Annotated in this window: 11 protein-coding genes; 8 read left to right on the top strand and 3 right to left on the bottom strand. The window is 71.7% G+C overall.

Annotated elements, in window-relative coordinates; all coding sequences use genetic code 11:
* The first annotated feature begins 245 nt into the window (after window positions 1–245).
* Window positions 246–749, top strand: coding sequence for an ATP-binding protein (locus RH94_RS13635; RefSeq protein ID WP_073947884.1), 504 nt, complete (start codon window positions 246–248; stop codon window positions 747–749).
* Between the two features lie 163 nt (window positions 750–912).
* On the opposite strand, the gene idi is transcribed toward RH94_RS13635, so the two are convergent.
* The 3 genes from idi to galE form a co-directional block, all read right to left on the bottom strand.
* Window positions 913–1,503, bottom strand: a complete 591-nt coding sequence (idi, locus tag RH94_RS13630) for an isopentenyl-diphosphate Delta-isomerase (RefSeq protein WP_073947879.1) — start codon at window positions 1,501–1,503, stop codon at window positions 913–915.
* Window positions 1,504–1,688: 185 nt separating this feature from the next.
* Window positions 1,689–2,627, bottom strand: coding sequence for a cation diffusion facilitator family transporter (locus RH94_RS13625; protein ID WP_073947878.1), 939 nt, complete (start codon window positions 2,625–2,627; stop codon window positions 1,689–1,691).
* Between the two features lie 125 nt (window positions 2,628–2,752).
* The gene (galE, locus tag RH94_RS13620; RefSeq protein ID WP_073947877.1) at window positions 2,753–3,724 is read right to left on the bottom strand and encodes a UDP-glucose 4-epimerase GalE; all 972 of its coding nucleotides are present in this window, start codon (window positions 3,722–3,724) and stop codon (window positions 2,753–2,755) included.
* A gap of 276 nt (window positions 3,725–4,000) precedes the next feature.
* Here galE and RH94_RS13615 point away from each other — a divergent pair, with 276 nt between their 5' ends.
* The 7 genes from RH94_RS13615 to RH94_RS13585 form a co-directional block, all read left to right on the top strand.
* Entirely contained in the window at window positions 4,001–5,848 is a 1,848-nt protein-coding gene (locus RH94_RS13615) for a DUF5941 domain-containing protein (protein ID WP_073947876.1), read from the top strand.
* Complete coding sequence (locus RH94_RS13610; RefSeq protein WP_073947875.1) at window positions 5,845–6,597, top strand: phosphocholine cytidylyltransferase family protein; 753 nt, start codon at window positions 5,845–5,847, stop codon at window positions 6,595–6,597. The genes RH94_RS13615 and RH94_RS13610 overlap by 4 nt, the downstream gene beginning before the upstream one ends.
* Window positions 6,585–7,646 carry an iron-containing alcohol dehydrogenase family protein gene (locus tag RH94_RS13605; RefSeq protein WP_073947874.1) on the top strand — a complete coding sequence of 354 codons (1,062 nt, stop codon included), beginning with the start codon at window positions 6,585–6,587 and terminating at the stop codon, window positions 7,644–7,646. The genes RH94_RS13610 and RH94_RS13605 overlap by 13 nt, the downstream gene beginning before the upstream one ends.
* Entirely contained in the window at window positions 7,624–8,403 is a 780-nt protein-coding gene (locus RH94_RS13600; RefSeq protein WP_073947873.1) for a CDP-alcohol phosphatidyltransferase family protein, read from the top strand. Before RH94_RS13605 ends, RH94_RS13600 begins: the two co-directional genes overlap by 23 nt.
* A gap of 5 nt (window positions 8,404–8,408) precedes the next feature.
* Window positions 8,409–9,302 (top strand): glycosyltransferase family 2 protein, encoded by an 894-nt coding sequence (locus tag RH94_RS13595; protein ID WP_073947872.1) that lies wholly within the window; start codon window positions 8,409–8,411, stop codon window positions 9,300–9,302.
* A 101-nt stretch (window positions 9,303–9,403) separates the two neighbouring features.
* Window positions 9,404–10,333, top strand: a complete 930-nt coding sequence (locus tag RH94_RS13590; RefSeq protein ID WP_073947871.1) for an ABC transporter permease — start codon at window positions 9,404–9,406, stop codon at window positions 10,331–10,333.
* Window positions 10,326–11,032, top strand: a 707-nt coding sequence (locus RH94_RS13585; protein WP_073947870.1) for an ABC transporter ATP-binding protein, incomplete at its 3' end; no start/stop codon positions are given. The genes RH94_RS13590 and RH94_RS13585, both read left to right, overlap by 8 nt.

Genomic DNA, 11,032 nt, shown 5'->3' with positions numbered 1-11,032 from the left:
ATCGTCGGCATGGTCTCCGACCGGACGGCATAGGACGACGCGCGGGCCACGGACCGTACAACCCGAAGAGTTCGCGAAGTCGGCGCGGACGGGGCAGGAGCAGTCCCACACGTGACCGAGTCATACGCCAACGGTCACAAAGCGCTCGAAACACGCTGACTTGTGTTCAGTCCTTGGGTGGGGAGCGGTGCGTTACCAACACTCGACGTGTGGTGACAATCGAGCGCGAGGGTGGCGACCGGACGATGGACAACCACGGGCGCGGGTACGGCCCACGCCCAGAAGGCGGCGCGGGGGCACCTCTGGACGACGGGCCGCCGGATCCGCTGCCCTACGAGGGAGTCTGGCGGTTCACCGCGCCCGCCGTCGACGCCTCGGTCCCGCAGGCCCGGCACGCGGTCCGGGACCTGCTGCTGCGCCAGGGAGTGCCGGCCTCGGACGACCTGGTCCACGGGCTGCTGCTGATCGTGTCCGAGCTGGTCACGAACGCCGTACGGCACGCGGCGCTGCTGTCGCCGATGCTCGCCGTGGAGGTGGCCGTCGGCGCCGAGTGGGTGCGGGTGTCCGTGGAGGACAACCACCCCTACCGCCCGACCGCCCTGGAGGCCGACCACGCGCAGACCGGCGGCCGCGGGCTGCTCCTGGTCACCGAGATCGCCCGGGAGGCCGGCGGCGTCTGCGACGTCGAGCACACGACGAGCGGCGGCAAGGTGATCTGGGCCGCCCTGCCCCTCAAACCCGTGCGCTAGGCCCCGCTGTCACATTCCCGCCTGTCCGAGGCGGCGCTCCCCCGGCCCGGCGGCCGGGAGAGGCCCATGGCGCTGCGTGGTCCGCCCTTCGGCCGGACCACAGGAGCTCGACGACAGGGCGGGCCTGGTCCCGATCGGCTTCGCGGACCGGCGCCGGCCGGCGCTACCAGCCGGCGGGCCCCGTCAGTTCCCTGATCGCGGGCCGGGCCGCGTCCAGCACGGTCGGGAACCAGACGGAGAAGGTGTCCCCGGCCTGCCGCTCCGCCAGCTCGGCGGGCGTCACGAACGCCGTGGCCCCGATCTCCTCCGGGTCGGGCCGCAGCGGCGACTGCACCAGGCCGACGAAGAGATGGTTGTACTCCTGCTCCACCAGCCCCGACTCCGGGTCCGGGTGGTTGTAGCGCACCGTGCCCGCCTCGGCGAGCAGCGAGGGGGAGATCCCCAGCTCCTCGTACGTCCGCCGGGCCGCCGCCGCCATGGGCGCCTCACCGGGGTACGGGTGGCCGCAGCAACTGTTGGACCACACGCCGGGGGAGTGGTACTTGCCCGGCGCCCGCTGCTGCAGCAGCAGCCGGCCGCGGTCGTCGAAGAGGAACACCGAGAAGGCGCGGTGCAGCCGCCCCGGTGGCTGATGGGCAGCGAGCTTCTCCGCGGTGCCGATCGTCGCACCGTCCTCGTCGACCAGTTCCAGCATGATCGCGTCCGCGGTGCCGTTCGACGAGCTGTGCTCCGCGGTGGCAGGTGTGATCGGCATACCCATCCTTCGCCTCGTTCCTCGAGTCCAAGTCTGCCGTACGAAACCGGCACTCCCGGCGCTTCCCGGCACTCCGCATGTCCCGCGCGGCGCCGCGGGTGGGATCCGGTAGGTCATCGTGCCCGTCCCGGTCCACCCGGAACCGTTCGGGCGCCCCGCGGGACGGGAGCGGCCCGCGGGGGCCGTCAGTGGCACAGCCGGGCCTCGTGCTCCGCGTGCCCGCTCGGCTCCAGCTGGAAGGTGCAGTGCTCCACGTCGAAGTGGTCGCCGAGGCAGCCCTGCAGTTCGTGCAGCAGCTTCTCGTGCCCGATGGCGCTGAGCGCGTCGGAGCCGACGACCACGTGCGCGGACAGCACCGGCAGACCCGAGGTGATCGTCCAGGCGTGCAGGTCGTGCACGTCCTCCACGCCGTCCAGGGCCAGGATGTGCGCCCGTACCTCGTCCATGTCGACGTTCTTCGGCGCCGCCTCCAGCAGCACGTCGAGGGTCTCGCGCAGCAGCTTCAGGGTGCGCGGCACGATCAGCAGACCGATGGCGAGCGAGGCGATCGGGTCGGCGGCCTGCCAGCCGGTGAGCAGGATCACCGCCGCCGAGATCATGACCGCCAGTGAGCCGAGCGCGTCCGCGGCCACCTCCAGGAAGGCGCCGCGCACGTTCAGGCTCTCCTTCTGGCCGCGCATCAGCAGCATCAGGGAGACCGAGTTCGCGACCAGGCCGATCGCGCCGAACACGATCATCAGCCCGCCCTGGGTCTCGGCCGGGGCGAGGAACCGCTGGACCGCCTCGTAGAGCACGTAGCCGCCGACGCCGAGCAGCAGCAGACAGTTGGCGAGCGCGGCGAGGATCTCCGCGCGGGCGTAGCCGAAGGTGCGGTTCCGGCTCGGCGGACGGTTGGCGAAGTGGATGGCCAGCAGCGCCATGCCGAGACCGAGAGCGTCGGTGGCCATGTGGGCGGCGTCCGCGACCAGCGCGAGGGAGTCCGCGAGCAGACCGCCGACGATCTCCACCACCATCACGGTGAGTGTGATCGACAGCGCGACGCGCAGGGTGCCGCGGTGCGCGGCCGCCGCCGTGCCCGAGGCTCCGGCGCCGTGCGCGTGCCCGTGATGGTGACCGGCACCCATGTGACTGACCGCCCTTTCCGTCGTTCCGCCCGGGATCACAGTGAACTACGGGTGGGGGGTATGGGGCAAAGCGGCACTGAACACCGTTGTCATGTGCCCTGACCTGCGCAAAAACGGGACGAGGGTCAGGCGTCGTGGTACCGCAGCCGGCCCTGCCACGCCGAGGAGACCATCTCGGGTACCCCGCGCCGGGCCCGCCAGCCCAGCTCCGCCGCGGCCCGTTCCGCCGAGCCGACGGCGCGCGGCGCGTCGCCGGGGCGGCGCGCCTCGACGACGGGCGGCCGCCGGTCGCCGGTGACCTCGCCGATGGCCGTGAGCAGTTCGCGCACCGACACGCCCTCGCCGCGGCCGATGTTCAGGGTCAGGTCGCCGCCGGCCTCCGGGCCGCTCAGGCGCCGGGCGGCGGCGAGGTGGGCCTCCGCCAGGTCGGCGACGTGGACGTAGTCCCGGACGCAGGTGCCGTCCGGCGTCGGGTAGTCGTCGCCGAAGACGCGCGGTGCCTCGCCGCGGGCGAGGCGGTCGAAGACCATCGGCACGATGTTGAACACGCCGGTGTCGGCGAGCTCCGGGGCGGCCGCGCCGGCCACGTTGAAGTAGCGCAGGCAGACGGTCGCGATCCCGTGGGCCCGCCCCGCCGCCCGGACCAGCCACTCCCCGGCGAGCTTCGTCTCGCCGTACGGGTTCACCGGGGCGCAGGGGGTGTCCTCCGTGATGAGGTCCACGTCGGGGTTGCCGTAGACGGCCGCCGAGGAGGAGAAGACGAACCGCCCGATCCCGGCCTCGGCCACCGAGTCCAGCAGGGCCGCCAGACCGCCCACGTTCTCCCGGTAGTAGTGGGCCGGCTGCGCGACGGACTCGGCGACCTGCTTGCGCGCGGCCAGGTGCAGCACCCCGGTCACCGCGTGCTCGGCGAGCACCCGCTTGAGCAGCTCCCCGTCCAGCGAGGAGCCCTGGACCAGCGGCACCTCGTCCGGCAGCCGCGCGGCGTCGCCTGCCGACAGGTCGTCGAGCGCGACCACCCGCTCCCCGGCCTCCGCCATGACCCGTGCCACATGCGCCCCGATGTACCCGGCCCCGCCGGTGATCAGCCATGTCATGGTCGTCCAGCTTATGGCGGGACGACAGGCGCGCGGCGCTCATATGCGCGAAATGCCCGGTCTGGCGCGGAGTTTGTGGCACGGGCCCCGGATCACCGATGATGATCGTGGCGAAGGCTGCGGCAGACCACATGAGCGGCCCCTGAACGGGCGGTGAACGCGGGCTTCCCGGTATCCGATAGCCTCTGCCGATGCCGCCCGGGTGCCACAGGCCGGCGGCGTCCCATCATGCACATGACCGGCGCGGACGCGTCGGTACCCAGGGAGTGAGTTCGGTTGTCGACCGCCATCCTCACCGGTCAGCCGGTCCCCGGATCGCCGATCGAGGGCGATCTGCGGTCCCTCGGCTTCGGTGTGCGGGTCGCCACCGACAGCTCCGACGTCGAGGCCCTGCTCGCCCAGGTGCCCGCCGATCAACGGGTCGCCGTCGTCGACGCCCGGTTCGTCGGCCATCTGCACGCGCTGCGCCTGGGCCTGACCGACCCCCGCTTCCCGCTCGCCGCCGTCCCCGGCGCGGTGACCGCACGCCCGGCCGGCCGTCAGGCGCTGACCCGTGCGATCACCCGCGAGAACTCCGCCGCCGGCGGCGGCACCACGGATGGGGGTCCCCCCGCGCGAGCGAAGTCGGGCATGGGGGAGGCCTGCAGCCTCGCCGACCGGATCGCCGACGCCCTGGACTCCGACGGCGCCGACGTGCACCGTCCCGAGCTGGGCAGCCTCGTCGCCGCCGTGCCCGACGACCCCCAGACCCGCAACGAGGCACGGCAGGCCGTCGCCGCCGTCGACGACGAGGCCATCCGCCTGAAGTCGGCCGTCAAGGCCCGCGACGGCTTCTTCACCACCTTCTTCATCAGCCCCTACTCCCGCTACATCGCCCGCTGGTGCGCCCGCCGCGGACTGACCCCCAACCAGGTCACCACCGCGTCCCTGCTCGCCGCGCTCATAGCGGCCGGCTGCGCCGCCACCGGCACCCGCGGCGGGTTCGTCGCCGCCGGCGTGCTGCTCATCGCCTCGTTCGTCCTCGACTGCGCCGACGGCCAGCTCGCCCGCTACTCGCTGCAGTACTCCACCCTCGGCGCCTGGCTGGACGCCACCTTCGACCGGGCCAAGGAGTACGCCTACTACGCCGGCCTCGCCCTCGGCGCCGCCCGCGGCGGCGACGACGTATGGGCCCTGGCCCTGGGCGCCATGGTCCTGCAGACCTGCCGGCACGTGGTCGACTTCTCCTTCAACGAGGCCAACCACGACGCCGTCGCCAACACCAGCCCCACCGCCTCCCTCTCCGGCAAGCTGGACAGCGTCGGCTGGACGGTCTGGGTGCGCCGGATAATCGTCCTGCCCATCGGTGAACGCTGGGCGATGATCGCGGTCCTCACCGCGGCCACCACCCCGAGGATCACCTTCTACGTGCTGCTCGTCGGCTGTGCCTTCGCGGCGACGTACACCACGGCGGGCCGCGTCCTGAGGTCCGTGACCCGCAAGGCACGGCGCACCGACCGGGCGGCGCAGGCGCTGGCGGACCTCGCGGACAACGGGCCGCTCGCGGCCGTCTCCGCCAGGCTGCGCGATGTCAACGCGCGCTGGTACACCGACTTCCCGCTGCTGCGCGCCCTGGTCGGCGTGGGGTTCCTGTCCTGGGCCCTGTACCTGGGCGACCTCTGGTACGTCGCCGTCGCCGCCGTCTTCTACGCCTTCTTCGCGGGACAGGCCCTCTCCCAGCCCCTCAAGGGCCCCCTCGACTGGCTGATCCCCCCGCTGTTCCGCGCCGCCGAGTACGGCACCGTCCTGGTCCTGGCGGCCAGAGCGGACGTGCCCGGAGCGCTTCCCGCGGCTTTCGGCCTGGTGGCGGCCGTCGCCTACCATCACTACGACACGGTGTACCGCATCCGCGGCGACGCCGGGGCGCCGCCGGCCTGGCTGGTGCGCGCCACAGGGGGGCAGGAGGGGCGGACGCTGCTCGTCGCCGTGCTGGCCGCCCTGCTCTCCGCCGCACAGTTCAAGGTCGCGCTCACGGCCCTCGCCGTGGCCGTCGCCCTGGTGGTGCTCGCCGAGAGCATCCGCTTCTGGGTGGCCTCTCACCTGAGAGGCGCGCCCGCCGTACACGATGAAGGAGAACCCGCATGATCGGCCTCGTGCTGGCGGCCGGCGCCGGACGGCGTCTGCGCCCCTACACCGACACCCTGCCCAAGGCGCTGGTGCCGGTGGGGCCCGAGGGCGCGGAGGACGGCCCGACGGTCCTGGACCTGACGCTCGGCAACTTCGCCGAGATAGGCCTGACCGAGGCGGGGATCATCGTCGGCTACCGCAAGGAGGCCGTGTACGAGCGCAAGGCGGCCCTGGAGCGCAAGTACGGCCTGAAGCTCACCCTGATCGACAACGACAAGGCCGAGGAGTGGAACAACGCCTACTCCCTGTGGTGCGGACGTGATGCCCTCAAGGACGGCGTGATCCTCGCCAACGGCGACACCGTCCACCCGGTCTCCGTCGAGAAGACCCTGCTCGCCGCCCGCGGCGACGGCAGGAGGATCATCCTCGCCCTGGACACCGTGAAGTCGCTGGCCGACGAGGAGATGAAGGTCGTCGCCGACTCCGACAAGGGCGTGCGGCGGATCACCAAGTTGATGGACCCGGCCGAGGCCACCGGCGAGTACATCGGCGTCACCCTGATCGAGGGCGACGCCGCCCCCGAGCTGGCCGACGCGCTGAAGGTCACCTTCGAGCGGGACCCGCAGCTGTACTACGAGGACGGCTACCAGGAGCTCGTCGACCGCGGCTTCAGGATCGACGTCGCGCCGATCGGCGACGTCAAGTGGGTCGAGATCGACAATCACGACGATCTCGCCAAGGGACGTGAGATCGCGTGCCTGTACTGACCCGGCTCATCCCGTCGCCGGTCGTCGTCGAAATCCGCTCCGGCGCCCTCGACGACCTGGCCGGAGTGCTCGCCGACGAGCGCATCTCGCACTCCGGCCGGCTGGCCGTCGCGGTCAGCGGCGGCTCCGGTGCCCGGCTGCGCGAGCGGATCGCCCCCTCGCTGCCCGGCGCCACCTGGTACGAGGTGGGCGGCGGCACCCTCGACGACGCCGTCCGGCTGGCCGGCGAGATGAAGGCCGGCCGCTACGACGCGGTCGTGGGCCTGGGCGGCGGCAAGATCATCGACTGTGCCAAGTTCGCCGCGGCCCGCGTCGGCCTGCCCCTGGTCGCCGTGCCGACGAACCTCTCGCACGACGGCCTGTGCTCTCCGGTCGCCACCCTCGACAACGACGCGGGCCGCGGCTCGTACGGCGTACCGAACCCGATCGCCGTCCTCATCGACCTGGACGTGATCCGTGACGCCCCGGCACGCTTCGTGCGCTCCGGCATCGGCGACGCCGTCTCGAACATCTCCGCGGTCGCGGACTGGGAGCTGTCCCACCGCGTCAACGGCGAGAAGATCGACGGTCTGGCCGCGGCCATGGCCCGCCAGGCGGGCGAGGCCGTGCTGCGGCACCCGGGCGGCATCGGCGACAACGGCTTCCTGCAGGTGCTCGCCGAGGCCCTGGTCCTCACCGGTGTCGCCATGTCGATCTCGGGCGACTCGCGGCCCGCCTCCGGCGCCTGCCACGAGATCAACCACGGCTTCGACCTGCTGTTCCCCAAGCGGGCCGCGAGCCACGGCGAGCAGTGCGGGCTGGGCGCGGCCTTCGCGATGTACCTGCGCGGGGCCCATGAGGAGTCGGCCGGCATGGCCGAGGTGCTGCGTCGGCACGGGCTGCCGGTGCTGCCCGAGGACATCGGCTTCACGGTGGACGAGTTCGTCCGGGTCGTGGAGTTCGCCCCGGAGACCCGGCCCGGCCGCTACACGATCCTCGAGCACCTCGACCTCACGTCCGACCAGATCAAGGGCCACTACCTCGACTATGTCAAGACCATCGGTAGCTGAACTACGACCGGTCGTGCACCCCGAGGGGGTGAAGGACCGGCGCAGTGGTGAGCACTGGGCGGGCCGCCTCTACATGCGGGAGGTGTCCCTGCGGGTCGACCGTTACCTGGTGGGCACCAGGATCACGCCCAACCAGCTCACCTATCTGATGACCGTCTTCGGCGTCCTGGCGGCCCCCGCTCTGCTGGTGCCCGGGATCGCGGGCGCGGTGCTCGGTGTGGTGATGGTCCAGCTGTACCTGCTGCTGGACTGTGTCGACGGTGAGGTCGCCCGCTGGAAGCAGCAGTTCTCGCTCGGCGGGGTCTACCTGGACCGGGTCGGGGCCTACCTCACCGACGCCGCGGTCCTGGTCGGGCTCGGCCTGCGCGCCGCCGACCTGTGGGGGCCCGGACGGATCGACTGGCTCTGGGCCTTCCTCGGCACCCTGGCCGCCCTCGGCGCGATCCTGATCAAGGCGGAGACCGACCTCGTCGGCGTCGCCCGCCACCAAGGCGGACTGCCGCCGGTCGAGGAGGCCGCGTCCGAGCCGCGCTCCTCCGGCATGGCGCTGGCCCGCCGGGCCGCCGCGGCGCTCAAGTTCCACCGGCTGATCCTCGGGATCGAGGCGTCCCTGCTGATCCTGGTCCTCGCGATCCTGGACGCGAGCAGGGGCGACCTGTTCTTCACCCGGCTCGGCACGGCCGTGCTCGCCGGCATCGCACTGCTGCAGACCGTGCTGCACCTGGTGTCCATCCTCGCCTCCAGCAGGTTGAGGTGAGTGCCATGACCTCTTCGAACCCTCCGCTCAAGGTCGGCGCCGTCGTCATCACCATGGGCAACCGCCCCGAGGAGCTGCGGGCCCTGCTCGACTCGGTCGCCGAGCAGGACGGCGACCCCGTCCAGGTCGTGGTCGTCGGCAACGGCTCGCCCGTCCCGGACGTCCCCGAGGGCGTACGGACCGTCGAGCTGCCCGAGAACCTCGGCATCCCCGGCGGCCGCAACGTCGGCATCGAGGCGTTCGGCCCGGGCGGCGGCGACGTCGACATCCTGCTGTTCCTCGACGACGACGGCCTGCTCGCCCGCACCGACACCGCCGAGCTGTGCCGCCGGGCCTTCGCGGACGACGACCGGCTCGGCATCATCAGCTTCCGCATCGCCGACCCGGACACCGGCGTCACCCAGCGCCGCCACGTGCCGCGGCTGCGCGCCTCGGACCCGATGCGCTCCTCCCGGGTGACCACCTTCCTCGGCGGCGCCAACGCCGTACGCACGCGGGTCTTCGCGGAAGTCGGCGGTCTGCCGGACGAGTTCTTCTACGCCCATGAGGAAACCGACCTGGCATGGCGGGCCCTCGACGCGGGCTGGATGATCGACTACCGGTCCGACATGGTGCTGTACCACCCGACGACCGCGCCCTCGCGGCACGCGGTCTACCACCGCATGGTCGCCCGCAACCGCGTCTGGCTCGCCCGCCGCAACCTCCCGGCCCTCCTCGTCCCGGTCTACCTGGGGGTGTGGCTGCTGCTCACCCTCGCCCGCCGCCCCTCGCGCCCGGCCCTGAAGGCCTGGTTCGGAGGCTTCAAGGAGGGCTGGACCACACCGTGCGGTCCGCGCCGGCCCATGAGGTGGCGTACGGTGTGGCGACTCACCCGACTGGGCCGGCCACCGGTCATCTGACAAGCTCGTTCCCCGGGAGCGTCCGGCCCGTCCGGCCGGTGCTCGTGCCCTGCCCGTACATCCGCACTGGGTGCGCATCTCGAAGACGAAAGTTTCCACTTGTGAGTGAGACAACGCATGACGGCGGCGTCGCCCTCGGTACGACTCCGTCGCCCGACGAGGGCCTCACGGCGGCCCAGCTCGCCGACAAGTACGGGCTGTCCGTCAGTGGGGCCCGGCCGCCGCTGACGGAGTACGTCCGCCGGCTCTGGGGGCGGCGCCACTTCATCCTGGCCTTCTCCCGGGCGAAGCTGACCGCCCAGTACAGCCAGGCCAAGCTCGGCCAGCTCTGGCAGGTGGTGACCCCGCTGCTGAACGCCGCCGTGTACTACTTCATCTTCGGCGTCATCATCAAGGCCACCCGCGGCCTGGACCGGGAGACGTACATCCCGTTCCTGGTGACGGGCGTGTTCGTGTTCACGTTCACCCAGACCTCGGTCATGGCCGGCGTGCGCGCCATCTCCGGCAACCTCGGGCTGGTGCGCGCGCTGCACTTCCCGCGCGCCTCCCTGCCGATCTCCTTCGCACTGCAGCAGCTGCAGCAGCTGCTGTTCTCGATGGTCGTGCTCTTCACCGTGGTCATCGTCTTCGGCAGCTATCCGGGTCTGTCCTGGCTGCTGATCGTGCCGGCGCTGGTGCTGCAGTTCTTCTTCAACACCGGTCTCGCGCTGGTCATGGCCCGGATGGGCGCCAAGACCCCCGACCTCGCCCAGCTGATGCCCTTCGTCACGCGGACCTGGATGTACGCGTCGGGCGTGATGTTCTCCATCGACGGCATGCTCGCCGGCCGGCCGGAGTGGTTCGTCCGGCTGATGCAGTACAACCCCGCCGCCGTCTACATGGACCTGATGCGCTTCGCGCTGATCGACAGCTACGGCTCCTCGCACCTGCCGCCGCACGTCTGGGCCGCCGCCCTGGGCTGGGCCGTGATCTTCTTCGTCGGCGGTTTCGTGTACTTCTGGAAGGCAGAGGAGAGGTACGGCCGTGGCTGAGCGGGACCGTGATCACGACACGCGCGAGGGCGGGCAGCGGGTGCCCACCGTCATCGCGGACGAGCTGCACATCGTCTACCGCGTCAACGGCGCGAAGACCGGCAGGGGCAGTGCCACCGCGGCGCTCGGCCGCATCCTCAGACGCGGCTCCGACGACGCGGCGCGGGGCGTGCGCAAGGTGCACGCCGTCAAGGGCGTCTCCTTCACCGCCTACCGGGGCGAGGCGATCGGTTTGATCGGCTCCAACGGCTCCGGCAAGTCCACCCTGCTGCGCGCCATCGCCGGCCTGCTGCCCGCAGAGAAAGGCAGGGTCTACACCGACGGCCAGCCTTCCCTCCTCGGCGTGAACGCGGCGCTGATGAACGACCTGACCGGCGAGCGCAACGTCCACCTCGGCGGACTCGCCATGGGCATGTCCCGCGAGGAGGTCAAGTCGCGCTACCAGGAGATCGTCGACTTCTCCGGCATCAACGAGAAGGGCGACTTCATCACGCTGCCGATGCGCACGTACTCCTCCGGCATGGCGGCCCGACTGCGCTTCTCCATCGCCGCCGCCAAGGACCACGACGTCCTCATGATCGACGAGGCGCTGGCCACCGGCGACCGCAAGTTCCAGATGCGCTCCGAGGCACGCATCCGGGAGCTGCGCGAGGAGGCCGGCACGGTCTTCCTGGTCAGCCACAACAACAAGTCGATCCG

The sequence above is a fragment of the Streptomyces kebangsaanensis genome, from assembly GCF_001906585.1.
GTDB lineage: Bacteria > Actinomycetota > Actinomycetes > Streptomycetales > Streptomycetaceae > Streptomyces > Streptomyces kebangsaanensis.
The sequence above is the reverse complement of the archived record's forward strand: the minus strand, read 5'-3'. Positions and strand labels throughout refer to the sequence as shown.

Coding starts and splice junctions, on each gene's coding strand:
- idi (WP_073947879.1), bottom strand. CDS start 1,503: ATGCCGATCACACCTGCCACCGCGGAGCACAGCTCGTCGAACGGCACC.
- RH94_RS13595 (WP_073947872.1), top strand. CDS start 8,409: ATGACCTCTTCGAACCCTCCGCTCAAGGTCGGCGCCGTCGTCATCACC.
- RH94_RS13610 (WP_073947875.1), top strand. CDS start 5,845: ATGATCGGCCTCGTGCTGGCGGCCGGCGCCGGACGGCGTCTGCGCCCC.
- galE (WP_073947877.1), bottom strand. CDS start 3,724: ATGACATGGCTGATCACCGGCGGGGCCGGGTACATCGGGGCGCATGTG.
- RH94_RS13635 (WP_073947884.1), top strand. CDS start 246: ATGGACAACCACGGGCGCGGGTACGGCCCACGCCCAGAAGGCGGCGCG.
- RH94_RS13625 (WP_073947878.1), bottom strand. CDS start 2,627: ATGGGTGCCGGTCACCATCACGGGCACGCGCACGGCGCCGGAGCCTCG.
- RH94_RS13600 (WP_073947873.1), top strand. CDS start 7,624: ATGTCAAGACCATCGGTAGCTGAACTACGACCGGTCGTGCACCCCGAG.